The organism is Pseudoalteromonas nigrifaciens (assembly GCF_002221505.1).
GTDB classification, from domain to species: Bacteria; Pseudomonadota; Gammaproteobacteria; order Enterobacterales; family Alteromonadaceae; genus Pseudoalteromonas; species Pseudoalteromonas nigrifaciens.
In genome coordinates this window covers 1,075,342-1,101,189 of sequence record NZ_CP011036.1, presented here as the reverse complement: position 1 = coordinate 1,101,189, position 25,848 = coordinate 1,075,342, and the positions used below count along the sequence as shown (strand labels likewise).

At 41.2% G+C, this 25,848-nt stretch carries 23 protein-coding genes and 1 tRNA gene; 10 read left to right on the top strand and 14 right to left on the bottom strand.

The features are described from left to right. Positions 1-6: 6 nt before the first annotated feature. The 4 genes from infB to PNIG_RS05195 all read right to left on the bottom strand — a co-directional run bounded on the left by infB (position 7) and on the right by PNIG_RS05195 (position 5,042). Positions 7-2,667, bottom strand: coding sequence for a translation initiation factor IF-2 (infB, locus tag PNIG_RS05210; RefSeq protein ID WP_011327686.1), 2,661 nt, complete (start codon positions 2,665-2,667; stop codon positions 7-9). Between the two features lie 25 nt (positions 2,668-2,692). After that, the gene (nusA, locus tag PNIG_RS05205) at positions 2,693-4,192 is read right to left on the bottom strand and encodes a transcription termination factor NusA (RefSeq protein ID WP_089367961.1); all 1,500 of its coding nucleotides are present in this window, start codon (positions 4,190-4,192) and stop codon (positions 2,693-2,695) included. A 38-nt stretch (positions 4,193-4,230) separates the two neighbouring features. Continuing rightward, entirely contained in the window at positions 4,231-4,686 is a 456-nt protein-coding gene (gene rimP / locus PNIG_RS05200) for a ribosome maturation factor RimP (protein WP_041454374.1), read from the bottom strand. A gap of 279 nt (positions 4,687-4,965) precedes the next feature. Further along, positions 4,966-5,042: transfer RNA gene (locus PNIG_RS05195), tRNA-Met, on the bottom strand. A gap of 290 nt (positions 5,043-5,332) precedes the next feature. On the opposite strand from PNIG_RS05195, the gene PNIG_RS05190 reads away from it, so the two are divergent. Then, positions 5,333-6,886, top strand: a complete 1,554-nt coding sequence (locus PNIG_RS05190; RefSeq protein WP_089367960.1) for a cryptochrome/photolyase family protein — start codon at positions 5,333-5,335, stop codon at positions 6,884-6,886. Between the two features lie 79 nt (positions 6,887-6,965). Here the strand turns inward: PNIG_RS05190 and PNIG_RS05185 are convergent, their stop codons facing one another. Together PNIG_RS05185 and PNIG_RS05180 are read right to left on the bottom strand one after the other, a co-directional pair. Beyond that, positions 6,966-7,412, bottom strand: coding sequence for an Hsp20 family protein (locus tag PNIG_RS05185; RefSeq protein WP_011327682.1), 447 nt, complete (start codon positions 7,410-7,412; stop codon positions 6,966-6,968). 290 nt (positions 7,413-7,702) lie between these two features. After that, a complete protein-coding gene (locus tag PNIG_RS05180; protein WP_089367959.1) occupies positions 7,703-8,149 on the bottom strand; it encodes an Hsp20 family protein in 447 nt (148 codons plus the stop codon). 349 nt (positions 8,150-8,498) lie between these two features. Here PNIG_RS05180 and PNIG_RS05175 point away from each other — a divergent pair, with 349 nt between their 5' ends. Further along, complete coding sequence (locus PNIG_RS05175; protein ID WP_011327680.1) at positions 8,499-8,762, top strand: GrxA family glutaredoxin; 264 nt, start codon at positions 8,499-8,501, stop codon at positions 8,760-8,762. Positions 8,763-8,922: 160 nt separating this feature from the next. Then, a complete protein-coding gene (locus PNIG_RS05170) occupies positions 8,923-10,773 on the top strand; it encodes a DEAD/DEAH box helicase (protein WP_089367958.1) in 1,851 nt (616 codons plus the stop codon). Between the two features lie 442 nt (positions 10,774-11,215). On the opposite strand, the gene PNIG_RS05165 is transcribed toward PNIG_RS05170, so the two are convergent. From PNIG_RS05165 to PNIG_RS05150, 4 genes are all read right to left on the bottom strand, one after another. Continuing rightward, positions 11,216-12,772: an AbgT family transporter gene (locus PNIG_RS05165; RefSeq protein WP_011327678.1), complete on the bottom strand. Its 1,557-nt coding sequence runs from the start codon at positions 12,770-12,772 to the stop codon at positions 11,216-11,218. Positions 12,773-12,933: 161 nt separating this feature from the next. Next, positions 12,934-13,209 (bottom strand): YfcL family protein, encoded by a 276-nt coding sequence (locus tag PNIG_RS05160; protein ID WP_011327677.1) that lies wholly within the window; start codon positions 13,207-13,209, stop codon positions 12,934-12,936. A gap of 30 nt (positions 13,210-13,239) precedes the next feature. Then, positions 13,240-14,355: an ATP-NAD kinase family protein gene (locus tag PNIG_RS05155; protein WP_089367957.1), complete on the bottom strand. Its 1,116-nt coding sequence runs from the start codon at positions 14,353-14,355 to the stop codon at positions 13,240-13,242. Then, on the bottom strand, positions 14,345-14,899 hold the full coding sequence (locus tag PNIG_RS05150) for an elongation factor P hydroxylase (RefSeq protein ID WP_089367956.1): 555 nt from the start codon (positions 14,897-14,899) through the stop codon (positions 14,345-14,347). The genes PNIG_RS05155 and PNIG_RS05150 overlap by 11 nt, the downstream gene beginning before the upstream one ends. Before the next feature lie 315 nt (positions 14,900-15,214). Here PNIG_RS05150 and PNIG_RS05145 point away from each other — a divergent pair, with 315 nt between their 5' ends. Continuing rightward, entirely contained in the window at positions 15,215-15,895 is a 681-nt protein-coding gene (locus PNIG_RS05145; protein WP_244181063.1) for a 2'-5' RNA ligase family protein, read from the top strand. A 9-nt stretch (positions 15,896-15,904) separates the two neighbouring features. Here PNIG_RS05145 and PNIG_RS05140 read toward each other — a convergent pair whose 3' ends face one another. The 3 genes from PNIG_RS05140 to prmB all read right to left on the bottom strand — a co-directional run bounded on the left by PNIG_RS05140 (position 15,905) and on the right by prmB (position 18,491). Further along, positions 15,905-16,264 carry a DUF4112 domain-containing protein gene (locus PNIG_RS05140; RefSeq protein ID WP_089367954.1) on the bottom strand — a complete coding sequence of 120 codons (360 nt, stop codon included), beginning with the start codon at positions 16,262-16,264 and terminating at the stop codon, positions 15,905-15,907. A gap of 125 nt (positions 16,265-16,389) precedes the next feature. Beyond that, positions 16,390-17,487, bottom strand: a complete 1,098-nt coding sequence (aroC, locus tag PNIG_RS05135; RefSeq protein WP_089367953.1) for a chorismate synthase — start codon at positions 17,485-17,487, stop codon at positions 16,390-16,392. 65 nt (positions 17,488-17,552) lie between these two features. Next, positions 17,553-18,491 (bottom strand): 50S ribosomal protein L3 N(5)-glutamine methyltransferase, encoded by a 939-nt coding sequence (gene prmB, locus PNIG_RS05130; RefSeq protein WP_089367952.1) that lies wholly within the window; start codon positions 18,489-18,491, stop codon positions 17,553-17,555. 123 nt (positions 18,492-18,614) lie between these two features. Here prmB and smrB point away from each other — a divergent pair, with 123 nt between their 5' ends. Together smrB and PNIG_RS05120 are read left to right on the top strand one after the other, a co-directional pair. After that, the gene (gene smrB / locus PNIG_RS05125; RefSeq protein ID WP_089367951.1) at positions 18,615-19,172 is read left to right on the top strand and encodes an endonuclease SmrB; all 558 of its coding nucleotides are present in this window, start codon (positions 18,615-18,617) and stop codon (positions 19,170-19,172) included. 41 nt (positions 19,173-19,213) lie between these two features. Next, on the top strand, positions 19,214-20,137 hold the full coding sequence (locus tag PNIG_RS05120) for an AEC family transporter (RefSeq protein ID WP_089367950.1): 924 nt from the start codon (positions 19,214-19,216) through the stop codon (positions 20,135-20,137). Positions 20,138-20,176: 39 nt separating this feature from the next. Here PNIG_RS05120 and PNIG_RS05115 read toward each other — a convergent pair whose 3' ends face one another. Next, entirely contained in the window at positions 20,177-21,079 is a 903-nt protein-coding gene (locus PNIG_RS05115; RefSeq protein WP_089367949.1) for a LysR family transcriptional regulator, read from the bottom strand. A 115-nt stretch (positions 21,080-21,194) separates the two neighbouring features. On the opposite strand from PNIG_RS05115, the gene PNIG_RS05110 reads away from it, so the two are divergent. From PNIG_RS05110 to PNIG_RS05095, 4 genes are read left to right on the top strand one after another with little or no spacing between them, the layout of a single operon-like run. Then, the gene (locus tag PNIG_RS05110) at positions 21,195-22,892 is read left to right on the top strand and encodes an L-lactate permease (protein WP_011327667.1); all 1,698 of its coding nucleotides are present in this window, start codon (positions 21,195-21,197) and stop codon (positions 22,890-22,892) included. Between the two features lie 12 nt (positions 22,893-22,904). Continuing rightward, the gene (locus tag PNIG_RS05105) at positions 22,905-23,681 is read left to right on the top strand and encodes a (Fe-S)-binding protein (protein WP_011327666.1); all 777 of its coding nucleotides are present in this window, start codon (positions 22,905-22,907) and stop codon (positions 23,679-23,681) included. After that, positions 23,678-25,177: a LutB/LldF family L-lactate oxidation iron-sulfur protein gene (locus tag PNIG_RS05100; RefSeq protein ID WP_011327665.1), complete on the top strand. Its 1,500-nt coding sequence runs from the start codon at positions 23,678-23,680 to the stop codon at positions 25,175-25,177. Before PNIG_RS05105 ends, PNIG_RS05100 begins: the two co-directional genes overlap by 4 nt. Next, the gene (locus PNIG_RS05095) at positions 25,177-25,824 is read left to right on the top strand and encodes a LutC/YkgG family protein (RefSeq protein ID WP_011327664.1); all 648 of its coding nucleotides are present in this window, start codon (positions 25,177-25,179) and stop codon (positions 25,822-25,824) included. The genes PNIG_RS05100 and PNIG_RS05095 overlap by 1 nt, the downstream gene beginning before the upstream one ends. The last annotated feature ends 24 nt before the right edge of the window (positions 25,825-25,848 follow it).

Here is a 25,848-nt window from a genome sequence, read left to right as displayed (position 1 = left end):
TAACAATTAAAGAGTACGTTGTATTTCAACTGTTTCAAATACTTCAATTTGGTCGCCAACACGAACGTCATTGTAGTTCTTAACGCCGATACCACATTCCATGCCGTTACGAACATCAGCAACATCGTCTTTAAAGCGACGAAGTGACTCAAGTTCACCTTCGTAGATAACCACGTTATCACGAAGTACACGAATTGGAGCGCTACGTTTAATAACACCTTCAGTAACCATACAACCAGCAATTGCGCCAATTTTTGGAGACTTAAACACGTCACGAACCTGAGCAAGACCAATAATCTCTTGCTTAAATTCTGGTGCCAACATACCCGACATTGCTTGTTTAACTTCGTCAATCAAGCTGTAGATTACGCTGTAGTAACGCAAGTCTAAGTTTTCAGACTCAATTACTTTACGAGCAGAAGCATCAGCACGAACGTTAAAGCCAACCACAATAGCGTTAGACGCTGCTGCAAGTGTTGCATCAGTTTCGGTAATACCACCAACACCTGAACCTACTATCTTCACTTTCACTTCATCAGTAGAGAGTTTAGTTAGTGAATCAGAAATTGCTTCGATTGAACCTTGAACGTCAGCTTTAAGTACCACGTTAACTTCAGACACATCGCCTTCAGTCATATGACTAAACATGTTTTCAAGCTTAGCTTTTTGTTGACGCGCTAGTTTAACATCACGGAATTTACCTTGACGATATAAAGCAACTTCACGCGCTTTACGCTCATCTTTAACTACAGTTGCTTCGTCGCCTGCAGCCGGAATACCAGAAAGACCTAAAATTTCTACAGGAATAGAAGGACCCGCAGACTTAATGTCTTTTCCGTTTTCATCGCGCATTGCACGAATACGACCATACTCAAGACCACATAATACAATGTCACCTTGGTTAAGCGTACCCGATTGAACAAGTATCGATGCAACTGGACCACGGCCTTTATCTAAGCGTGATTCAATAACAACACCTGCAGCCATACCAACAGTTGGAGCCGTAAGTTCTAGTAGTTCAGATTGGTTTAATACCGCTTCTAAAAGCTCATCAATACCTAAACCTGTTTTAGCTGAGATATGAACGTACTGCGTATCGCCGCCCCATTCTTCTGGAATAACGTCAAGCTGAGCTAGCTCGTTCTTAACACGATCTGGGTCTACGCCTTCTTTATCCATTTTGTTTACAGCAATGATTAAAGGAACGCCAGCAGCACGCGCATGCTGTACAGCTTCTTTAGTTTGCGGCATAACACCATCATCTGCTGCAACCACTAGGATTACGATATCAGTCGCTTGAGCACCACGAGCACGCATTGAAGTAAATGCGGCGTGACCCGGAGTATCTAAGAAAGTGATCATGTTGCCATTAACATCAACATGGTATGCACCAATGTGCTGTGTAATACCACCGGCTTCGCCTGAGGCTACTTTAGCTGAACGAATGTAATCAAGTGTAGATGTTTTACCATGGTCAACGTGACCCATAACAGTTACAACTGGTGCACGTGGCTCAGACTTACCATCTTCATGGCGATCGTTTAGTACTTTTTGCTCTAATTCGTTTTCTTTAACAATGATAACTTTGTGGCCCATTTCTTCTGCAACAAGTTGTGCAGCTTCTTGGTCAATCACTTGGTTAATAGTAACCATGTCGCCCATTTTCATCATTGTTTTTACAACTTCAGCGCCTTTAACAGCCATGCGTGACGCAAGCTCTGCAACTGTAATTGTTTCGCTAATACGCACTTCATTTTTAACATCAGCAGTTGGTTTTGTAAAACCATGCTGTAGCGATGTAGGTGCTTTTAACTTGCCTTTATTACGGCCTTTAGACGCTGCAAATTTATCTTTTGCTGGCGCTTTTTTCTTTTTCTTCGCACGGCGTGTGCCTTGCTCATCACGAGCATCAGCAACATCTTCTGCTTCACGTGCGTAAGTAGAAGTTGTAAGGTGGTGATCAGATGTTTCTTCACGCTTCTTACGCTCTTCTTCCTCTTTCTTCCAGCGTGCTGAGTTCTCTTCAGCTAGCTTTCTTGCTTCTTCTGCTTGACGTTTCGCTTCTTCTTCAGCTTTCTTCAATGCGGCCTCTTCTGCTTCTTTTTGCAGACGCTCAGCTTCGATGCGATCTTTCTCAGACTTAGCACTTTGCTCTGGGGTCATCTGCTTTTGTTTCGCTTTACGCTCTGCATCAGCTTTGCGTTTAGCTTCTTCTTTAGCTTTACGATCAGCGTCTTCTTTCGCTTTACGTTCTGCCTCTTGTTTCGCTTTCAATTCTGCGGCTTCTTGTGCAGCTTTTTGCTGCTCTTCAAGGCGCAGTTTTTCTTCAGCGGCTAGGCGTAGCTCTTCTTGCTCTTGCTCCATTGCGCTTTTCTTCACGTAGGTACGTGTTTTGCGAACTTCAACTTGAACAGACTTTGCTTTGCCCGTTGAGCCAGTCACACTTAATGTGCTTTTGCTCTTACGTTGCAATGTCATACGCGCTGGGCCATCTGAACCTGTGCCGCCATGCTGCTTGCTTAAGTGATCAAGTAACGTCGCTTTTTCAGCTTCGGTTACGCTTTCGCCTGCTTGCTTAGTGATACCTGCTTGTGAAAACTGCTGTAGCAATTTATCAACAGTTGTACCTATATCACCGGCTAGTTTTTCAACATTTACTTCTGCCATAGTCTCTAATACCTCCGTTAATAAATTACTCGTCTGCAAACCAACAAATGTTACGTGCAGCCATAATCAGCTCACCTGCTTTTTCAGGTGATAGTTCTGTAATATCCACTAATTCATCAATACCTTGCTCAGCTAAGTCTTCAAGTGTAATTACACCTTTGCTTGCCATAACAAATGCTAAATGACGTTCTAAGCCTTCAAGCGTAAGTAAGTCTTCAGCTGGCTCTGCGCCATCTAAGCTTTCTTCCGTTTTAAGTGCTTTAGTGGTTAATGCGTCTTTTGCACGTGAGCGCAATAGATCAACCATTTCTTCGTCTAAGCCATCAATTTCTAAAAATTCAGATGCCGGTACATACGCAACTTCTTCAAGTGACGAGAAACCTTCGTTAATTAATAATGAAGCAAATTCATCATCAATATCTAAATTTTCAGTAAATAAGTTAAGTAACTTATCTGACTCAGCTTCATTTTTGCTACGCATGTCTTCAACAGTCATTACGTTTAGTTCCCAGCCAGTTAATTGGCTAGCTAAACGAACGTTTTGACCATTACGACCAATTGCTTGTGCTAGGTTATCAGCTTCTACAGCGATATCCATTGAGTGTGTATCTTCATCCATTACGATTGAAGCTACTTCTGCAGGTGCCATTGCGTTAATAACAAATTGTGCTGGGTTGTCATCGTAAAGTACGATATCAACGCGTTCACCGCCAAGTTCTGACGATACAGCTTGAACACGTGCGCCACGCATACCTACACAAGCACCAATTGGGTCAATACGTTTGTCGTTAGACTTAACCGCAATTTTAGCACGCGAACCTGGGTCACGTGCAGCGGCACGTAATTCAATCATTTCTTCGCCGATTTCTGGCACCTCAATGCGGAACAATTCCATTAGCATTTCTGGTTTAGAACGCGTTACAAATAATTGTGCGCCACGTGCTTCTGGCTTAACTTCGTATAGAAGACCACGAATACGATCGCCTGGGCGGAAGTTTTCACGCGGTAGCATGTCGTCACGGTAAATTACCGCTTCAGCATTATTACCTAAATCAAGAACGATCGCGTCACGAGTGGCTTTTTTAACTACACCCGTTACTAACTCACCTTCTTTACTTTTGTATTCTTCTACAACTAAAGCACGCTCAGCTTCACGTACTTTTTGTACGATAACTTGCTTAGCCATTTGGGTTGTAATACGGTCAAATTTAATTGAGTCAATTTGCTCTTCAACGAAGTCACCCATTTGCAAGTCAGGTTCTTCAACTTGCGCTGCTTCTAGGGTAATTTCGCTGTATGGGTTCTCTAAAGACCCATCTTCTAATACTGCAGCAATCTGCCAGCGACGGTAAGTATCGTAGTCACCTGTTTTACGGTCAATTGCTACACGTACGTCGATGTCACCACCGTGCTTTTTCTTTGTTGCTGTTGCTAGAGCGAACTCTAAAGCTTCAAAAATCTTTTCTTTTGGAACCGCTTTCTCATTGGAGACGGCTTCAGCAACCAATAATATCTCTTTTGCCATGGGTTATGCCTCGCTTGCCCTATTCCTTTGCGCTCGAATTAAAACTTTGCAATTATGTTCGCACGCTCAATGTTGCTAAGCATAATTAAATGCTCTGTACCATCACTAGATAGTGTAATCATATCGCTAGTAACTGCTATTAAATCGCCTTTAAAATTACGACGACCGTCTTGTGGAAGTTTAGTACGTAATTGTACTTCCTCTCCTTGCGCCTGCTCGTAGTGATCTTGTTTGAATAATAGACGATCAACACCAGGAGACGATACTTCCAAATCATATTCATTTGTAATTGGGTCTTCGACGTCTAAAATCGCACTTATTTGGCGACTCGCATCAGCACAATTATCAACTGAGATCCCAGCCTCATGAGTAATATAAACTCTTAAGGTAGAATGGCGACCCGCTTGTACAAACTCAAGACCATGTAATTCAAAACCTAACATTTCTACCGCTGGCGTTAACATAGCTACTAAATCTTGTTCAAGTTTTGTCACGAAAATCCTCCATACAAACAAAAAAAGGGCTTATAGCCCTAAAATATTGAGTTTAAATTTTGATTTGATCACCATGTCACAAATCAAACAGTGCAGATACAACAACGCCCCGAACCAAGCGGGGCGTCACACCAAAAAGCACAAAACTGTGTGGCCTAGGGCCAAGCTTGGTTGCGAGTCAAAAATCTGACTAAATTAAACTACAGTAGCTTAAACGCAAAACGCGCATTACTTAGAATGCGCGATATAAATTAGTAAGATTAAACCCACTATTATGATTGGTTGCGGGAGCCGGATTTGAACCGACGACCTTCGGGTTATGAGCCCGACGAGCTACCAGACTGCTCCATCCCGCGCCAATAGATACTAAACTTAATAATTTAATATCGCTGTTAGTAATATCTTTCAACATACTAAACAATGGCGGGTATTATAAGTATGTACGCCATAATTAGCAACCATAATAAGCAATAAGTTTATAAAAAAAGTGACGCCAAATAGCATGTTTATAATTTAACGCGCAATTATTTAATTTTGTTAATTTTTGCACTTATTATCTTAATTTAGGAATTTTTAAATCTATATTTTTATAAAGTAAGCGATCTTGATGTAATAATTTTGCGTATTAAATTTATTTGGCTTAGGCATGACACACTTTAATACTCTTAGACTCATTTTGGGCGATCAGCTCAACCCTGCTCACTCATGGTATAAAGATAAAAAAACCAATACCTTGTATGTTATTGCAGAGCTAAAACAAGAAACCAGCTATGTTAAGCACCATATTCAAAAAATCTGTGCATTTTTTTGCGCTATGGAAAACTTTGCAACAGCATTAAACCAAGCCGGATTTAATGTACTGCATTTAACATTAAACGAAACCTGTAATGATGAAGATTTACCCGCATTGCTTACCCGTATAGCAGCGCAACATCAATGCAATACTATTGAGTACCAATACCCAGACGAATATAGATTAAAAACCCAGTTAGCCCACTTTGCAAACACCAGCCCATTAACGGTTAGCCGTGTTGACAGCGAGCATTTTTTACTGCCCTTTGAGGAAATAAAACACCGCTTTATAAAAGATAAACACATAACAATGGAGCATTTTTATCGCGCAATGCGCAAACAATTTAATATATTAATGGATAGCAACAAACCACACGGTGGAAAGTGGAACTTTGATAGTAATAACAGAAATAAATTTTCAGCCGCCGACTTAGCACAAATCCCGCCACCTAAATTATTTAATAACGATGTAAGCGCTATAATTGCGCGTTTAAATAAACATAATGTTAGCTACTTTGGTAAAGCCGCAGAGCAACTTCCCTGGCCCACAACCCGAAAACAAGCCATTAGCTGCTTAGATTATTTTTGTTTGTATTTACTGCCTCATTTTGGCCAGTTTCAAGATGCAATGACAGAGCAAAGTAAACATAACAGTAGCCTGTACCATAGCCGCTTATCGTTTGCTTTAAATGCAAAGTTAATACACCCACTGTTTGTAATAAAGCGCGTAATAGCCCAGTACGAACAACGTCCTAATGATATTTCTATTGCTCAAGTAGAGGGATTTGTTAGGCAAATACTGGGCTGGAGAGAGTACGTACGCGCAATTTACTGGATTAACATGCCAGATTACGCAACTAAAAATCAGCTTAAAGCCAAAAATACATTACCGCCGTATTTTTGGCATGCTAAAACTAAAATGAACTGCATGCACCATGCGCTCTGTGAAAGCTTAACTACAGCATACGCCCATCATATTCAGCGCCTCATGGTTATAGGTAATTTTTGTTTATTAACGGCTATAAACCCAGATGACGTTGATGCTTGGTATTTGGGCGTTTATATAGATGCTATTGAATGGGTAGAAATGCCCAATACTCGGGGTATGAGCCAATTTGCTGATGACGGAATTATTGCCACCAAACCCTATGCGGCAAGCGGTAACTATATTAATAAAATGAGCGACTACTGCAAAAACTGCCACTATAAAGTAAAACAAAAAGTGGGTGATGACGCCTGCCCGTTTAATAGCCTTTACTGGCATTTTATGCACACGCACAGAGCAAAGTTAGAAAAAAACCCACGTATTGGTATGGTGTATAAAAACTGGGATAAACAAGAGAATACGTTACAACAAAGTACATTACAGCAAGCCACTTACTATTTGAATAATATAGCAAGCCTGTAACTTTTAACTTTTTATCAGAACAGCAAAAAGCCGCTAAAAAGCGGCTTTACGGGGATAATCAAAAACTAAGCTTATTAAATTACTTGCCTTCTATAAGGCTACCACTGCCTATTTCAATTTTGCGTGGCTTAAGTGCTTCTGGTATTTCGCGTTCAAGGTTAATGCTCAATAAGCCATTTGCTAAATCGGCACCAAGTACTTTTACGTGATCCCCCAGCTGAAATTTACGCTCAAAGTTGCGCTCTGCAATACCTTGATGAATAAATTTACGCTCACTGGCTTGCTCTTTACCCGTTTTAATACCCGCAACAACAAGTGTGTTGTTTTCTGACTCTATGCTCAGCTCGCTTTCGCTAAAACCAGCAACTGCCATAGTAATTCGGTATTTGTCTTTATCGAGCGCTTCGATATTGTAAGGAGGAAAGCTTGGCTGCTTATCTGAACTCGCTGCCGCATCCATTAAAGACGCTAAATGATCGAAACCGATGAATGAACGATAAAGGGGTGATAAATCTACTGTACGCATAATAATATCCTCATATTTAAGCGATATTTCAGTTGTGTTTTTCTAATGAACAAACACAAATGAAGTTTAATTAATAATATAAATTTCAATTACTTCTGTTTAACAAGGACCCATCAGGCGTCCTCTACTTATCTATATATGGACGTTAAAATTGTTTTCAAGCAAATAACAAATAATTTTTTAAATTTACTCTTTTAAAATACACAACAAGGTCGTTAAACATAAATTACAATGGTAAAAATACCGCCTCAAGCGAGGCGGCTAAAACAGTGGAAAATATTTAAAGTGAATTACTTATCTTCGAGCAAATCATTGCCACCGATTGCTATTTTGCGCGGTTTTAACGCTTCAGGTATTTCACGTTGTAAATCTATGCTGAGTAAACCATGGGCTAAATCAGCAGCGATAACTCTTACATGATCTCCTAACTGAAACTTACGCTCAAAATTGCGATCTGCAATGCCTTGGTGAATAAATTTACGCTCTTTACTATCGTATTTACTTTGTTTAACCCCGCTAACTTTTAGGGTGTTATTTTCTGACTCGATTGTCAGTTCGCTATTGCTAAAACCAGCAACCGCCATAGTGATTCTATATTTGTCTTTATCGAGCGCTTCGATATTGTAAGGAGGAAAGCTTGGCTGCTTATCTGAACTCGCTGCCGCATCCATTAAAGACGCTAAATGATCGAAACCGATGAATGAACGATAAAGGGGTGATAAATCTACTGTACGCATAATAATATCCTCATATTTAAGCGATATTTCAGTTGTGCTTTTCTAGTGAACAAACACAAATGAAGTTTAATTAATAATATAAATTTCAATTACTTCTGTTTAACAAGGACCCATCAGGCGTCCTCTACTTATCTATATATGGACTGCAAAATTGTTTTCAAGATGATTTTTCAAAAAATTATTTATTTTACTTTTAACACCACATTAAGCGCCCAATAACAGTAGCGATTATTTAAAAACGCTGATCCCTAAGGCATATCAATAAAAGCGAACAGCTTAATCGCTTGTTTGCTCTTTAATATTTAACTCAATTGGTTACACTAGTAGCAATTTAATTGAGGAGTTCACTATGTTAACTGTAATTTTTGGTCGTGAAGGCTGCCCATTTTGTGTTCGTGCTAAAGACGTAGCAGAACAACTATCAAATGAACGTGATGATTTTAAATTTCGCTATATCGACATTATTAAAGAAGGCATAAGTAAAGAAGATCTTGAAAAGTCTGCCGGCAAACCTTGCCCAACAGTGCCGCAAATCTTTGTAGACCAAAAACACATTGGTGGTTTTACAGAGTTTGAGGCCTACGCCAAAGAGAATCTTGGACTTTATCAATAAGTTCTGTATCAAATATGTTAACCAGTTAAATAATTAAGTCACTTAACTGGTTAAATTTCGACCAACATCAACCACCTATAAATTAGTTGTAATTTCTACAAGCATTTACCGCATTTATCCTTTATAATGCGCGCCTCTTTAAATTCGTTGAGGCGTATTAATGTCAGAACCAGTCACGTTTGAATCTCTAAATCTTTCTCCTGCAATTTTGAAGGCAGTTGAAGAGTTGGGTTACAAGACACCATCTGAAATCCAAGCTCAATGTATACCGTTATTGCTAGAAAGAAAGGACGTACTGGGACTAGCTCAAACGGGTACAGGTAAAACCGCAGCATTTGCACTACCACTATTAAATAATATTGACCCGTCTGTGAAACAGCCACAGATCCTTGTACTCACACCAACCCGTGAGCTTGCGATCCAAGTTGCTGAGGCATTTGAACAATATGCTAAACATGTTCGTGGTATTGAAGTATTGGCACTTTATGGTGGCCAAAGCTACAGTATCCAACTAAGTGCACTTCGTCGTGGCGCGCAAGTTATCGTAGCTACTCCAGGTCGCTTAATCGATCATATTAACCGTGGCACTATCAAGTTTGATGCTCTACAAGCACTTGTACTTGATGAAGCCGATGAAATGTTACGTATGGGCTTTATCGATGATGTAGAAAACATCATGGAAAAAACACCGCGCGAAAAGCAAACATGTCTTTTCTCTGCGACCATGCCTAAGCAAATTCAAAACATCAGCAGCAAGTATATGAACAATCCTGAACAGGTTCATATTTCTGCGCGTAACTCAACTGTTTCATCAGTAGAGCAAGTGTTTTGGAATGCAAGCATTCATAAAAATAAAGCCATTGTTCGCTTTTTAGAAGCTGAGCAATATGAAGGCGCTATTGTTTTCGTACGTACGCGTAACGATACAGTACAACTTGCTGAATTATTAGAGCGCGAAGGTTTCTCTGCCGCTCCACTTAACGGTGACATGAACCAGCAAGCACGTGAACGCACAGTAGAGCGCTTAAAAAGCGGCATGCTAAATGTTGTTATTGCAACAGACGTAGCGGCACGTGGTCTAGATGTTGACCGTTTAAGTTTAGTTATCAACTACGATATTCCACAAGATTCTGAAGCCTACGTTCACCGTATCGGCCGTACAGGTCGTGCTGGTCGTACTGGTAAAGCAATTTTATTCGTAAAACATAACGAACGTTATTTACTTAAAAATATCATTCGTCATACGAATTCAGATATTGCACAAGTTGAATTACCAACAGCTAAAATTGTTGAAGAAAAACGTATCGAAGCGTTACAAGCCAAGTTAACACTTGCTCTTGAAAACAAAGATATTACTTTCTTTAATGAAGTAGCAGCAAACATGGCTCAAAAGCTTGAACTTTCTGCTGAAGACCTTGCTGGTGCGTTACTGTGTTTAGCACAGCAACAATCTCCAATTAAGGTTGAAGAAGTTAAGATTCAACCTCGCGAACGTAACGAGCGCAATGATCGTAACCCACGTAGCAATGACCGTGGTGATCGTGGTCGTCGTAACGAACGTGGCGGTGAACGTGGTGGCGAGCGCGCTGAACGTAAACCTCGTGAGCGTAACAGCCGTGATGCAGGTCCTATGGATACATACCGTATCGAAGTAGGTCGTGAACATGGTGTTCAGGTTAAGAACATTGTTGGCGCTATTGCTAACGAAGCTGACATTTCAAGCAAGTTTATTGGTGATATTCGTCTACACGATAATCACAGCACGGTTCAATTACCGAAAAACATGCCTAAAGATGTACTTGATCATTTCCAAAAAGTGTTTATTTGTAAACGTCCTATGGGCTTAACAATCACTGCTGATCAAGGTCCTGCTGAGCCACGTGGCGAACGCTCTGAGCGTCCAGCTGGCGGTGAAAAACGCAGCTTTAATAAAGATGACAGCGCACGCGGTGATAAGCGCAGTGGTCCTCGTAAAGAACGTCGCCCAGTAAGCTTTACAACGCCGAAATAAGCAACGACTCTTTAATAAAAACCTTGCCACGTAAGTGAGCAAGGTTTTTTTGTGCCTAAAATAAAGCTCTAGGCTCTAGGCTCTAGGCTCTAGGCAGAAAATAATAATCCCTAATAAAGTAGGCTTGGCGTTTTTTCTACCTCACAGCTAAATTCTCGCCTGCACACCCCTTTCTTATCTGCACTGCTCTATTACTTCTCTAAAGCGCAGTGTCTCCTATCCTCTTGGTGAATAACTCACTTAAAAGCATTTAAACAAAGAGCAGACAATCAGCAGTAAATGAGGAAGGCAATGCCATAGTAACTTTTATTGGCATTACTTTTATTGGGTTACTTTATTCGGGGTACAGTGTTTGCCCTACGGTTAAATCTGATCTCTTAACACAAAAAAGCCCCACCAATTTCATGATGAGGCTTTTACTATATTACCTATTTGTTTTACGTTAAGGCGCTAGCGCTGGGTAAACGTAGCTGGCATCAAGCCCGAGTGGGATACCAAGTGCCCAGTAACCTAATAAAAAGATACTCCAGCCAATCATAAAGGCGATTGAGTACGGTAGCATAATAGCAATTAAAGTGCCTATGCCGGTGCCTTTCACATACTTTTGACAGTACACCACCACTAATGGGAAATAGGGCATTAACGGTGTAATAATATTAGAGCTTGAGTCACCAACACGATAAGCCGCTTGAGTTAAGTCTGGCGAAATACCAAGTTGCATTAACATAGGTACAAATATGGGGCCAAGTAATGCCCATTTTGCTGAACTTGAACCTACAAATAAGTTAACAAAGCCGGTTAAAAAGATAATTCCCACAACCGTTACTGCACTTGGCAACTGCATTGCTTTTAATAACTGCGCGCCTTCGATTGCTAGCAATGCACCTAAGTTTGATTTACTAAATGCGGCAATAAATAACGAACAGAAAAATGCCATTACAATATAATATGCCATGCCGCTCATCGCTTTACTCATGGCATCTATCATGTCTTTAGAGGTTTTGAAGGTGCCTACGGTAAAGCCGTAAACCGCGCCGGGTATCCAAAATAATAAAAAGATTAACGGTACGATAGATTGCATTAATGGCGAGCTAAAATTAGTTAACGAGCCATCGCTGCTGCGCATTGCCGAGTTACTATCTGCCGATACATAAGCAAGTAACGCAAGGCCTGCAACCATAACTGAACTGGCAATTATAAATGCACGTTTTTCATCACTGCGGGCATCTTCAAATACGGGTAAATCTTCTTTAGCGCCATCTACCGCGGTTTTTTGTAAACGTGGTTCTATAATTTTATCGGTAATATACCAGCCTAATGCCACTATAAATAAGCTAGATGCTGAAGCAAATGCCCAGTTATTTAACGGGTTAATTGTCATTGCAGGATTAATTATTTGCGCCGCACTTTGGGTAAAACTTTGTAGCAATGGGTCGATACCCGATGGAATAAAGTTAGCCCCAAAACCACCACTCACACCCGCAAATGCAGCAGCAATACCCGCAAGCGGATGGCGCCCTGCAGCATAAAATATAACCCCAGCTAGTGGAATAACTAATACATAACCTGCATCAGTTGCGGTATGGCTTACAATGGCCACTAAAATAATTGAAGGCGTTAATAACTTTTTAGGCGTCACTTTAAGCATTAACTTAAGGCCGGTATTAATAAAGCCCGAATGCTCTGCAACACCCACACCTAACATAGCCACTAACACTACGCCTAAGGGTGCAAAGCCGGTAAAGGTTTTTACCATAGAGGATAAAAAGGTGGCGAGCGAATCACTTGCTAACATATTATTGATAATAATGGCTTCGCCGGTACGTGGATCTATTGCATCAAAGCTTACGCCTGAAAACCACCACGACAAAAACCAAATTAGTAACATGGCAAACAAAAATATAATGGCCGGATCAGGAAGCTTATTACCTACCCGTTCAACAAAATTTAAAAATCGTGCAATTAAACCAGTTGGCACTGCACTTTGGTTATTATTCATTCTTTAAAGCTCTCTAAATCATATTTTCAATAACCATATCCTATCTTTACACAACAGTAAATTAACCTGAGGCTAACTCCCTCATATCAATACTTTTAAACAAAAAAAACGCGATAAGCCAGTAGCGTATCGCGTTTAAATTAGTTTTAGCCTAGGTTTACTCAGGCCAATGCTTTTACTTCTTCCCACAAACGAGCAACAAGGGTTTTGTCATCTTCATTAAGTTCACCATTATGATAAGCCTTCACTAAGCTTTGCTCTACGGTTTCGTTAAGTTCATCTGTGCTAATAGTTAGCTTTTCTACTTGCGCATACCCTACTGCTAAGTCAAAGTGACCTCGCAAATAGCCTCCTGCAAATAATTCATCATCGGTGGCTTTAATCACTAAATCATCAAAATAGTGTTGGGCTGCATCAATATAGTTTACTAAACTCATTTATTCTGTCTCCTGGTTTTGCAATGGGTATTAATACCCTACTGCATACATAATGTGGTCGTTAAATCCGCATGTAACTTTAATATAACCGGTTAGTTCATCATCTAAACTGCTATCGCCGGTGTCACAAATAAGTGGGCGGCCATTTAAAGCCTGCAATTTTGTTTTTGTAGCTACTACAATAATGTTATTAGTGCCAATAGCGCGAATAAGCGCGGGGCTAAGCTGTTGATTACCACGACCAAAAATATGTCCTTGGCCGCCAATTAAGGTGATCACTAATTTAGTTTTTTGACCTTGCGTATGCTCAAGTAATTGCGCTGCGGTTAGGTCTTGCGCTATGAGTGTTTGATCTTTAACTAAATCGACACCTAACAGTGTATTTTCTAGCCCCATTTCTTCCATCACTGCAGCAACGGTTGAGCCACTGCCCATAATGTAAAAAGTGTCCTCATCCATTTCACTCACCACATAGGCGGCAATATCTACAAGCACTAACTCGTCGGTTTCTTTACCGCCATTTTTAACCGCTTGCATGTAACGCACTTCGCTTGGTACTTGCATTTCGCCATAACGTTTAGCTTTAACTGTGCCTTGTCTAAATGCCTCTTCGTCAATGTCCATTACATCGGCGTCACCTAAGGTAACTAAATCGCCTTTTACCAGCATTTCGACTACACGCCCTGCTGCTTTTGGCGTGATTGCATATACCCCTGAATGTATTTTGCAGCCAGCAGGAATACCCAGTACGGGTATTGTGTCCTCAACAGCATGGCAAATATTACGCGCTGTGCCGTCGCCTCCAGCAAATAAAACTAAATCTACACCTAGCTCTTTAAGTGCTTTTACAGCCTGCTCTGTGTCGTTGGCTGTGGTTATAGCATTGCTGTTATATATTACTTGCACCTTAAAGCCGAGTGCTTTAGCACAGTGCTCGCCCATATCGCCATTTACTGTATAAATAGTTAATTGGTTTTTATAAGGCAGTAATACTTCAAGTGCGGCTTTTGTACGACTATTAGCTTTAGGCTGAGCGCCAAGTGCTAGCGCTTTGGCTGCAGTTGCTGCGCCATCGCTACCTTTTAACGCTACAGTGCCGCCTAAACCCGCTAGCGGGTTTATAATTAAACCTAACTTAAACTGCATCCTTGAGCTCCTTGGGATGTTGCCAATTAAATTGCTGTGCACTCATTGGCCATGGCGTATTATAAAAATGGCTTAGTGCTTTTAGCAATGCCTCGGTACGGGAGTTAAAACCGTTATTAATAAGTGTTAAAACTTGTTGGTGTACTCGCTGCTGAAAATCAAAACGACACGTTTGCTCGCCATTTAAATTATCTACCGACACATTAAATTCAAAACCTGCGGCGGTACTCAATAGCCACTCAATGGCTTGCGGTTTTATTTCTACATTTTCAAATTCGGCTTGTTTTTGCTTATCGCGGCCGTCGGGGCAATACCAATAGCCGTAATCTTCAAGTAAACGGCGCTTATCGCCCGCCACCAGCCAATGTGCTATTTCGTGCAGGGCACTGGCGTAAAAACCATGAGCAAACACAATTTGGTGATACGGCGTTTTATCACAGCTAGGAATATAAATAGGTTCGTGCTCGCCTTTAACCAGCCGCGTATTATAGCTTTGGTCAAAAGTGGCTGCAAAAATAGAAATTAAATCAGCAATTTTATGCATAAAAGTTTAATTACTTACTCTGAATATAGGGCTTACTGCTCATTATATTAAAAATGTGCGCGCTAAAAACGAGGTGAATTGTACGGGCTTTCGCAGCGAATGTAAAAAATTGGATAGCGGGTTAACACTTCCATGTAACGGCGTTTTATAAAGCCCGTGGGGTTAGCTAATAATAGCTATATAAGGTGCTGTCAAATAGCTGGTATTTATACTGTTTGGCGTATTTACTGCTTGAGCAATAACCCTTACCATCACTATAACGACAGAGCTGCTTAATGAAATACTAAAATTATGTTTAAACTAATGAGTATAAAAATGGTTAAATTTTTATTTATTGCCCTGCTTGGGCTTTTGGGTGTATCACAGCCTGCTGTTGCAAAAAACATCAGTATTAATGTGTTTGCTATTCCTTCGCAACCAATCATTACTTTAATGGCGCAAACCAGTGATGCATTAAAACAAGCGGGTATGGTTAGCTTTTACGATAAAGGCATGCCGGTACACGCTACTTTATATTTAACTGACTTTGCACCCGGTACAGAGGAGGCAATTAAACTTGCGGTAAAAAACATCGTAGCGCAACAACAGCCTTTTCCCATAACCGCTGAAGGCTTTAGCGTAACGCAAAGTAATTGGGCCTTTATTAATTTACAGCCGTCGCGACAATTACAAAGACTATCTGACGAGGTAACACTTGCTATTGAACCGCTGCGCGAGCGAAATGCTACTGTGCCTACTTGGGTTAAAAACTACCCCAACAAGTTAACTGCATTTAAGCGCTACGGCAGCCCTAATGTTTTTCAAAACTTTCAGCCACATTTAACATTGTTAGCTAACGAAAAAAGCCCTCAACTGGCTGTTATAAATAAACAAATGCAGGCTAACCCACCTAAAGCGCAGGGGCAAATAATAGGTGTAGGTATAGGAGTTTCAGATCAGTTTGGTCAACAAAAGCAGGTTATTGCAGAGTACTTTTTTAACAAGGGTAAAAGCTAAATTGCTTTATTACTTTTGCTGCGCTAAGTATTTTTTTAGTAGCTGGGTGTTTCGGGTATTTGCTTTAAAGTAAGCATCAAAAATATCGCCTACTATGGGTAGTAGACCGCCCACAAAGTCGATAAGCATATTAGCTAATATACGTAGTTTTATAGTCCAGCTAACACCTAAGCGCTGCGCTTCAATTAATACATAAGCAGATAAAATAAAACCGGCCATATCACCGGCAACGGGCAATAAACCAATAATCGCATCGGCACCAACTTTAAAATTAGTAAAAGGAATTTTTAAACTACTGTCGGTAATGAAGCTAAATCGCTCCAGCCTTCTCAGTGCAGCTTGTTGTTGAGCCTTTACGTTATTTGTCATTGTCACATTTAGCTCCCTCAAACCTGTTTAATTAACTTTAGTAAAAAAGTTGAACTTGCACTGATAAATAAATACAAAAAACGCGGATCGCCCGCGTTTTTATTATCTACTTAATGTAACTCTAATTATACCGAACCGGGTATCGGCCCATGCTCGTGGTGTACATGTGGGTTTTGTCCACGTTGACGTAGCAAATGATCCATTAAAGTAATGGCCATCATCGCCTCAGCAATTGGCACAGCACGAATACCTACACACGGATCGTGACGACCTTTGGTGATCATCTCAACCGCTTCGTTTTCAGTATTGATACTGTTACCCGGTATAGTAATGCTTGAGGTAGGTTTTAGCGCAATAGAAGCAATAATATCTTGCCCCGTAGAAATACCGGCTAATACACCGCCCGCATGGTTTGAAGTGAAACCATTAGGTGTTAGTTCATCGCGGTGCTCTGAGCCTTTTTGCTCAATTACATCAAAGCCGTCGCCAATTTCAACACCTTTTACCGCGTTAATGCTCATTAATGAATGCGCAAGTTCAGCGTCTAATCTGTCAAATACTGGCTCGCCTAACCCTACAGGTACATTACTTGCCACTACTTTTACTTTTGCGCCTACTGAGTCACCTTGCTTTTTAAGGCCGCGCATATACTCATCAAGTGCTTCTAACTTGCTCACATCAGGAAAAAAGAATAAGTTGTTTTCAACTTCGTTCCAATCAAAAACGTCTGCTTTAATCGGCCCTAACTGACTTAAGCAGGCTTTTATTTCGATACCATGAAATTGTTTTAAGTATTTTTTAGCAATAGAGCCCGCAGCAACACGAATTGCCGTTTCGCGCGCTGATGAGCGACCACCACCGCGATAATCGCGCAGGCCGTATTTATGCCAATAGGTGTAATCGCCATGACCTGGGCGAAACACTTCTTTAATTTTGCCGTAGTCTTTTGAGCGTTGATCGGTGTTTTCAATCAGTAAACCTATGCTAGTACCTGTGGTTTTACCTTCAAAAACGCCTGAAAGAATTTTTATCTGATCGTCTTCACGGCGCTGCGTGGTATAACGACTTTGCCCCGGTTTACGACGGTCTAAATCTATTTGTAGGTCGGCCTCGGTGATTTCAAGACCTGCTGGTGTACCATCAACAACGCCGCCTAATGCAACGCCGTGGCTTTCACCAAAAGTAGACACTTTAAATAACTGTCCAATGCTATTACCTGCCATTACTTTTCCTCATTCCTAATGACGACTAAATGCCGAGCTCAAAGCTCGGCGGTATTTTTATACTTTTATTTATCTGCAAAGTAAGTATCAAGTTGCTGTTTGCTAATAACAAACACACCTAAACCACCTTGTTCAAACTCCACCCATTCAAATGGCGCACCCGGATACAATGCATCCATATGTACCATAGAGTTACCTACCTCTACAAACAACAAACCGTTTGCAGTAAGGTGCTTACTTGCTTCGCTTAATATAGTGCGGGTTACGTCTAGGCCGTCGTGGCCTGAAGCCAAACCAAGTTCTGGTTCATGATGAAACTCACGCGGTAAGTCGGCCATGTCCTCAGCATCAACATACGGCGGATTAGCTATGATCAGGTCATATGTTTGCCCTGGTACACCACTAAACACATCTGACTGAATTGGCAATACTCGTTCACTTAACTGGTAGTCTGTAATATTTATGTCGGCTACTTCTAGAGCTTCATAAGAAATATCAACCGCATCTACCTGCGCATTTTCAAACGCTTGTGCAAGCGCAATCGCAATACAACCAGAACCCGTACATAAATCTAAAATACGCTTAACCGACTCAGGCTCTTCAAGCCAGGGGGTAAAACGGTTATTAATTAACTCTGCAAATGGCGAACGTGGAATAAGCACGCGCTCGTCTACATAAAATGGCATATTAGCAAACCAAGCAATGTTGGTTAAATATGGCACTGGGGTAAAATCATTAATACGCTCAGCAATTAAGCCCGCTAAGCTATTTTTTTCTGTACTCGTTAAACGCGCATGCATTAATTCTTTCGGCGCATCTATTGGTAAGCTTAATGCGGGTAATAATAAATTTACCGCTTCGTCCCACGCATTATCAGTACCGTGACCAAAAAAAATACCACTGCTAGCAAATTGGCTTGTAGTCCAACGTAACCAGTCGTGTAAGGTTGAAAGTTCTGCTACAGCTTCTTCTAGCGTTGCTTCTTCTATTTGTAATTCACTCATGTGTATTGCCTGCCTGCTACTTTCAAAATTATTAATTCAATCGAGGCCACAATCGCCTCCCGATTGCCCTATTGTAACGCCTTTTATCTCGATTTTTACCCTTTTTTTGTTTAGACTGCCGCTATGAAAAAAGATCCTTATTCAAACAGCCCAATTAGCAATGATGACATTGACATGTTTCGTCAAAGCATCAGTGGTGCGCGCGTTTTTAAACAAGACACTCACCGCTTTACTAATAAGCCTAAAGTGTCACAAGCAAAGCAGTTTGCCCAGCAAAAAAAGCAACAACAGTCAGAATTCTTCTTTTCGGATGAATATATACCTGATATTGATACCAATGGTACGGTTAATTATGTACAAGATGGCCAAGACCGCTTTTTAGCTAAGCAACTTCGCCGTGGTGACTTTGTTCCAGATTTAACCCTAGATTTGCATGGCTTAAATAAAGAGTCTGCAAAGGATGAACTAGCTGGTTTGATCCACGAATGCAAAAAGAAACATTACTACTGTGCATGCATAATTCATGGTATTGGTGGGCATATACTCAGGCACAAAGTACCGCAGTATTTAGTACAACACCCAGACGTAATTGCAATGCACCAAGCACCGCTTGAATATGGTGGTAAAGGCGCTGTACTTATTTTAATTAATTTACCGCAAAGTGATGAGTTTAGGCGTTAAATAACCACAGCTCTGGTTAAATACTATTTAAGGCGATATTAGTGTCTATTTTTTCAATTATATTTCCGCTGGTATTTATTGTTACTGCTGGTTTTATTAGCACTAAGTCACAATTTTTAGAACAACAACATATAACTGGTATTAGTAAATTTACCTTTTATATTAGTATTCCCGCTTTTTTATTTTTAAATATGGCGCAAGCTAACTTACACAATAGTGTGAGCTTAAATGGCTTTTTAAGTTTTTATATTGCGGTTGTGGGTGTTTTTATAATTGGCGCTTTAATAGACCGATTTTTAATTACTAAGCACAGTGATTATCAACGCCATAGCGTATTTGCTCTTGGCAGTAGCTATTCAAATACCGTACTGGTTGGCTTACCAATAATTATTGCAGCAATTGGCCGTGAAATGATTGGTATAGTATTTATGATTATCACTTTTCATAGTGCATTGTTATTTACTCTCACCTTTTTAGTGAGTGCAAAAAGCGAAAAAAGTGCGTTTTCGTGGCAACAATTTGCCAAAAACATGCTGTTAAACCCTGTGGTACTTAGCATTAGCCTAGGGTTATTGGCTAATGTTTTAGGCCTTACATTGCCACTGGATATTATTAATGGCTTAAATTTACTCTCACAACCCGCTATTGGCTGCGCACTATTTGTGTTGGGAGCTAATTTAGCATTTTATAAAATAAGCCAAAACTGGCAACCCGCGCTAATCGCCACATTATTAAAGCTAGTATTACTGCCCTGCTTAGTATTATTGTTAGGCCGATTTGTGTTTATGCTAGAGGCGCAACTACTCAACGTACTTATATTATTAAGTGCATCGCCTTTAGGTGTTAATGCCTACCTTATTGCTAATCAAATAAAACAGCACCAAGCAACGCTTGCCAGCACTGTGGTTATGTCGACCGTTTTAAGTGGTATAAGCTTTAGCATTTGGTTGTGTCTTTTATTGTAGTTCCTCAACATACTCTGCTGCCCATCAAACAAAACAAGCTTAAAAGTAATCGCTAAGTTCACTGTAGGCATTAGTAATATACTCGATCAGCAGTTTAATTTTTTCTGGCTGATGGCGCGTATACGGATACACAGCATATACCCCTAGTTCACGAGGTTGATACTCAGGTAAAATAGCCACCAGTTCGCCAGTTAGCAAATGCTCATACACACAACAACGTGGTACATAGACAATGCCATAACCCGATAGCGCATTTTGCCTAAGTGCTTGTGCGGTATTAGCCGAAAAGTTTCCTTTAATGGCAATACTAACCTCCTCACCTTGGTGAGTAAAACGCCATTCGCGAGCACCTTTATTTTGATAGGTATAGGCTAAACAGTTATGTCGACTTAGATCGTCTAAGTTGCTTGGTTCGCCAAATTTTTCGATATAATTAGGCGCACAACACACCACCCAACGCGATTTAATAATAGGCTTTGCAATTAAACTTGAATCTGCTAATACGCCGGTTCTAATCGCTAAATCAATGCGTTTATCAACCAAGTCAATAAAGTCATTCTCTAGCCGCATATCAACATTCACATTAGGGTACTTTTCACAAAATTGGCCCACTACTTGCGCTAACAGTAGCTCCCCTGAAATGGTCGGTACGGTCATTTTAATCGAACCACTAATTGCTCCACGGTAGGCACTAACACTATTTAATGCGTCATTTAATTGTAATTCTATTGACTTTGCATGTTGATACAGCGAGCTGCCCGCTTCGGTTAAGCTTAGTTTGCGGGTAGTTCGATATAATAGCTGCACACCTAAATCCTTTTCTAGCCTACTGATTTTTTTAGAAAGAGCCGGGGTCGATATCCCCGCAACCTCTGCTGCTTTATTAAATGATTGTGCGTCAACTACTAATGAAAATAACGTCAGTTCATGGGCATTAGCCATTCATTACACCTTTTTTGGAAACAATTCATTAATTTACAGACTATATATAAACAATAAATTAACTACTAGAGTAACAGCATAAAAATTACTATAAAAAATTAAGCGTGGTTACTCTATGTCGATATACCTGCAAGCCCTGCTTGCTTTTACTCCTATCTTACTTGCCGCTTTATTGCTGATCCCGTTGCAATGGCCAGCAAAGCGTGCCATGCCCGTGGTGTTAATCGTTACTATGGCTATTGCTTATTTTGCCTGGGAAATGTCATTTAACCGTATTTTAGCAAGCAGCCTTCAAGGTATGCTGGTGACCATCTCTGTATTATGGATTATTTTTGGCGCCATTATGTTGCTCAACACATTGCAACACTCTGGTGCGATCAGCACGATTCGCAGTGGTTTTGCCGATATCAGTCCCGATAGGCGGATTCAGGTTATTATTATTGCTTGGTTATTTGGCTCATTTATTGAAGGCGCAACCGGTTTTGGTACACCCGCTGCGATTGCAGCTCCCCTCTTGGTAGCGATGGGCTTTCCTGCTATGGCAGCGATTATGATTGGCATGATGATCCAATCGACACCGGTATCGTTTGGTGCGGTGGGTACGCCGATTATTATTGGTGTTAGTAATGGCTTAGATAAAGCGTTACTCAGTGAACAATTACTGACAAATAACAGTAGCTGGGAGCAATTTTTAGTATTAATAACCTCTGAAGTTGCCATTGGCCATGCCATTACTGGCACTTTAATGCCGTTATTAATGATCTGTATGATGACGCGCTTTTTTGGCAAAAATAACAGCTGGCGCGAGGGCTTTCAAGTGGCTCCTTTTGCTCTATTTGCTGGACTTGCGTTTACCATCCCGTATGCGTTAACCGGTGTTTTTATCGGCCCTGAATTTCCTTCAATAATTGGTGCCTTGGTTGGGCTAGCGATAGTCGTACCGTGCGCGAAAGCTAAGTTTTTAATACCCACTCAGTCATGGGACTTTGCCCCGCGCGAAAAATGGCCAACAACTTGGCTGGGGAATATTGCTTTTAGCGCCCCCACTAAAATCAAAGCCCCTATGTCGTTATTTAGAGCGTGGCTGCCGTATTTGCTAGTGGCGTTATTATTAGTGGCGAGTCGTTTGTCAACAGATTTAAAAGCACTGCTTAATCAATTCTCATTACAATTTAACCTAATTTTAGACGAGCCGGATATTAGCGGCAGTATTGCGCCATTGTATTTACCTGGTGGTATTTTGTTGTTTGTATCATTGCTGACGCTGTTTATTCATAAAATGAAAGTATCTGAAATTACTGATGCCGCTAAAGATGCCTCAAAAGTACTATTCAGTGCAGGCTTTGTGTTAATTTTTACCATTCCTATGGTACGTATTTTAATTAATTCTGGCGTGAACGACGCCGGCTTAGACGCCATGCCTGTTGCTATGGCTAATTTAATTGCGTTGACTTTTGGTGACATCTACCCACTTTTTGCTCCTATGGTAGGCGCCCTAGGCGCGTTTATTGCCGGCTCAAATACCGTGAGTAATATGATGCTTAGCCAGTTTCAATTTGAAGTGGCCAATGCGTTGTCTATTTCCGGCGCGTTATTGGTTGCGTTGCAAGCCATCGGCGCTGCCGCTGGGAATATGATTGCAATTCATAATGTCGTTGCCGCCTCTGCAACGGTGGGTTTACTCAATCAAGAAGGGGCAACCATAAAGCGTACTATCATACCCACATTCTACTACGTACTCACTGCTGGATTACTCGGTTTGATCGCCAGTTACGTCTTTAATATTACCGACCCACTTAACCATTTAGGATAACAAGGATTAGCAATGAGCCAGTTAAATACAATACACCTAAGACACTACCCGACAAACCCAACCCAGGTTTACTTATTCGGCACCTGCCTCAACGATACGCTGTTTCCTGACTCAGGTATTGACGCAATTGAGTTTTTAGAGCGCCAAGGCATTGAGGTTATTTTTCCGCAGGGGCAAAGCTGCTGTGGCCAACCCGCTTATAACTCTGGCTATACCGAGCAAGCCAAAGCGGTGGCGCGTGAGCAAGTGAAGCATTTTGCATTAGATATTCCAATTGTGGTTATTTCTGGTTCTTGTGGCGGTATGATGCGCCATCACTACCAAGAACTACTTAAAGATGAGCCTAACATAAATGCGTTTTGTGACCGTATTTTTGAGTTCACTGAGTTTTTAGTGCATGCATTAAAAATAAAACTAACCGATAGCGGCCCTTATGAACGGGTTGCAATGCATACTTCCTGCGCTGCACGCAGAGAAATGGGCGTGCATATCACCAGCAAAAAATTATTATCCCAGCTCAGCCAAGTCGAGTTAATAACCCATGACTATGAAAGTGAATGCTGCGGCTTTGGTGGCACTTTTGCAGTAAAGCATGGTGATATCTCTAATGCAATGGTGGCCGATAAAAGCGCCAACTTACTAGCCGCCGACGTAGTACGTTATGTCAGTGCTGACTGGGGATGTATGATGAACATTAATGGCGCACTGAGGCATCAAAAAGCGCCATTACAAGGGGAGCATATCGCCAGCTACCTATTAAGTCGCACCACCGCAGGAGGTGAGATATGAGTGAAAAACATATCGATCCACGTCAAGCGACACAAGACGAAAGTAAATATGCCGCTTCAGCGCGTTCTTTCAAAGAAAATGTTAAACGCGACCTAGCTAACGATGAACTGCGCAGTAATTTTCGCGGCGCCATGGATTATCTGGTCGAGAAACGCAAAAATGCTTTTAGCGACCTTGATGAGCTAGAAACACTTAGAGAGCAATGTAAACTAATAAAACAACGTAGTTTAGTAAAGTTACCGATTTTGTTAGAGCTGTTAGAGCAACAACTGACACAAAACGGTATTAAGGTTCATTGGGCCGAAACCTGCTCGCAAGCCAACGAAATTATTAGCGCAATTATTGCTGATAAAGATGGCAAAACGGTGGTTAAAGGCAAGTCGATGGTGTCTGAAGAAACCGCGCTTAACGATCATCTCGAAGCTAATAATATTGAGTGCTTAGAATCTGATATGGGTGAGTACATAGTACAACTCGCTAAACAGCACCCGTCACATATTATTATGCCGGCGATTCACCAAAATAAGCAGCAAGTCGCCGATTTGTTTACAAAAAACATCGCCGGTTTTGAGCACACCACCGACGTAGATGCACTCATTCAGCAAGGGAGAAAAGTACTTCGCGATAAATTTTGCCATGCCGATGTGGGTATCACTGGGGTTAATTTTGCCGTTGCCGAGACGGGCACATTATGTTTAGTAGAGAACGAAGGCAATGGCCGTATGTGTACCACAGTGCCCAAGTTACATATTGCCATCACCGGCATAGAAAAAGTGGTTGAAAAGCTTGTTGATATTCCCCCGCTTCTGAGCTTATTAACACGCAGTGCAACCGGCCAAGCGATCTCAACCTATTTTAATATGATTAGTCACCCACGCCAGCTCGGTGAAAAAGATGGCCCAGAAGAGGTACATTTGGTGTTACTCGATAATGGCCGTAGTCAAATGTATAGCGATGAAGAGCTACGTCAAACATTACAGTGTATTCGCTGTGGTGCCTGTATGAACCACTGCCCCGTGTATACTCGTATTGGTGGTCATGCTTATGGCACAGTATACCCTGGGCCTATCGGGAAAATTGTCTCGCCCCACATGCTTGGGCTAGAAGCAACTACTCATCACCCCAACGCCTCGTCGTTATGTGGCGCATGCGGTGATGTATGCCCGGTTAAAATTCCGATCCCTAAATTACTGTTACGACTACGCCAAGAAAGCGTCAAACCAGCATCGCAGCAACCACATATAATGAAAGGCCAAGGCAGTGGTCGTAAAAATAAAGAAGTGTTGATATGGAGTATCTGGTCCATCATTCATCGCTCTCCTTGGCTGTATCAATCGAGCATGTGGCTAGTAACACGGCTACGGTTTTTATTACCCGCGAAACTTGGCCCTTGGACCGAAGCTAGAACAGCGCCAAAACTAGCGTCAAAAACATTGCACCAACGGGTGAAAGAACGTGAAAAAGCAAAGCAGCTAAAGCAACGCAAGGAATCATAATGAGTAATGCACGCAGAAGTATTTTAAACAAGCTGAAACAGCAGATACAAGAAGTAGATTATGACAAACTTCCTCAAGAATACGCTGTTAACTATGCTAAGTTAACCCCGCAGCAATACCTTGAGCAGTTTACTACACAATTAAAAAGTAACCATGCGCAAGTGATAAGCATAGCTCGCAGCGAATTAGCGACACATATTTATATTGAATTAAAAAAACGTAATATTAATCACTTACTATACGGCGAGCAGTGCCAATATACTAACGAGATTGAACAGCTAAACAGCGCGATCACTCTCGAAAAGTATAACTTTGACTTTAGTGAACATAAAGAGCGGTTGTTTGATCAGGTAGCGGCTGGTATTACAGGCTCACGCTGCGCAATTGCGCAAACGGGCACGATTGTGTTGTGGCCTACAGTTGCTGAGCCGCGCACTTTATCGTTAGTGCCCCCTGTACACTTTGTTATTGTGGATAGCCAAACACTCTACCCCACTTTTAGTGAGTTACTTGAAAAGGAGCAGTGGCATAATAAGCTGCCTACTAATGTGGTGTTTATTTCGGGTCCATCAAAAACTGCCGATATTCAACAGACGCTTGCCTATGGCGCACATGGACCCAAAGAGTTAATTGTATTAATCATCTAAGCATTTTAAATTCAAAAGATTAGC

Bases quoted from the DNA above. Each gene is read 5' to 3' on its own strand.
- PNIG_RS05160 (WP_011327677.1), bottom strand. From the start codon at position 13,209: ATGAGTTTAGTAAACTATATTGATGCAGCCCAACACTATTTTGATGAT.
- PNIG_RS05190 (WP_089367960.1), top strand. From the start codon at position 5,333: ATGACACACTTTAATACTCTTAGACTCATTTTGGGCGATCAGCTCAAC.
- infB (WP_011327686.1), bottom strand. From the start codon at position 2,667: ATGGCAGAAGTAAATGTTGAAAAACTAGCCGGTGATATAGGTACAACT.
- PNIG_RS05115 (WP_089367949.1), bottom strand. From the start codon at position 21,079: ATGGCTAATGCCCATGAACTGACGTTATTTTCATTAGTAGTTGACGCA.
- nusA (WP_089367961.1), bottom strand. From the start codon at position 4,192: ATGGCAAAAGAGATATTATTGGTTGCTGAAGCCGTCTCCAATGAGAAA.
- PNIG_RS05165 (WP_011327678.1), bottom strand. From the start codon at position 12,772: ATGAATAATAACCAAAGTGCAGTGCCAACTGGTTTAATTGCACGATTT.
- PNIG_RS05150 (WP_089367956.1), bottom strand. From the start codon at position 14,899: ATGCATAAAATTGCTGATTTAATTTCTATTTTTGCAGCCACTTTTGAC.
- PNIG_RS05145 (WP_244181063.1), top strand. From the start codon at position 15,215: ATGGTTAAATTTTTATTTATTGCCCTGCTTGGGCTTTTGGGTGTATCA.
- PNIG_RS05110 (WP_011327667.1), top strand. From the start codon at position 21,195: ATGTCGATATACCTGCAAGCCCTGCTTGCTTTTACTCCTATCTTACTT.
- aroC (WP_089367953.1), bottom strand. From the start codon at position 17,487: ATGGCAGGTAATAGCATTGGACAGTTATTTAAAGTGTCTACTTTTGGT.
- PNIG_RS05095 (WP_011327664.1), top strand. From the start codon at position 25,177: ATGAGTAATGCACGCAGAAGTATTTTAAACAAGCTGAAACAGCAGATA.
- PNIG_RS05155 (WP_089367957.1), bottom strand. From the start codon at position 14,355: ATGCAGTTTAAGTTAGGTTTAATTATAAACCCGCTAGCGGGTTTAGGC.
- PNIG_RS05140 (WP_089367954.1), bottom strand. From the start codon at position 16,264: ATGACAAATAACGTAAAGGCTCAACAACAAGCTGCACTGAGAAGGCTG.
- smrB (WP_089367951.1), top strand. From the start codon at position 18,615: ATGAAAAAAGATCCTTATTCAAACAGCCCAATTAGCAATGATGACATT.
- PNIG_RS05180 (WP_089367959.1), bottom strand. From the start codon at position 8,149: ATGCGTACAGTAGATTTATCACCCCTTTATCGTTCATTCATCGGTTTC.
- prmB (WP_089367952.1), bottom strand. From the start codon at position 18,491: ATGAGTGAATTACAAATAGAAGAAGCAACGCTAGAAGAAGCTGTAGCA.
- PNIG_RS05100 (WP_011327665.1), top strand. From the start codon at position 23,678: ATGAGTGAAAAACATATCGATCCACGTCAAGCGACACAAGACGAAAGT.
- PNIG_RS05185 (WP_011327682.1), bottom strand. From the start codon at position 7,412: ATGCGTACAGTAGATTTATCACCCCTTTATCGTTCATTCATCGGTTTC.
- PNIG_RS05175 (WP_011327680.1), top strand. From the start codon at position 8,499: ATGTTAACTGTAATTTTTGGTCGTGAAGGCTGCCCATTTTGTGTTCGT.
- PNIG_RS05105 (WP_011327666.1), top strand. From the start codon at position 22,905: ATGAGCCAGTTAAATACAATACACCTAAGACACTACCCGACAAACCCA.
- PNIG_RS05170 (WP_089367958.1), top strand. From the start codon at position 8,923: ATGTCAGAACCAGTCACGTTTGAATCTCTAAATCTTTCTCCTGCAATT.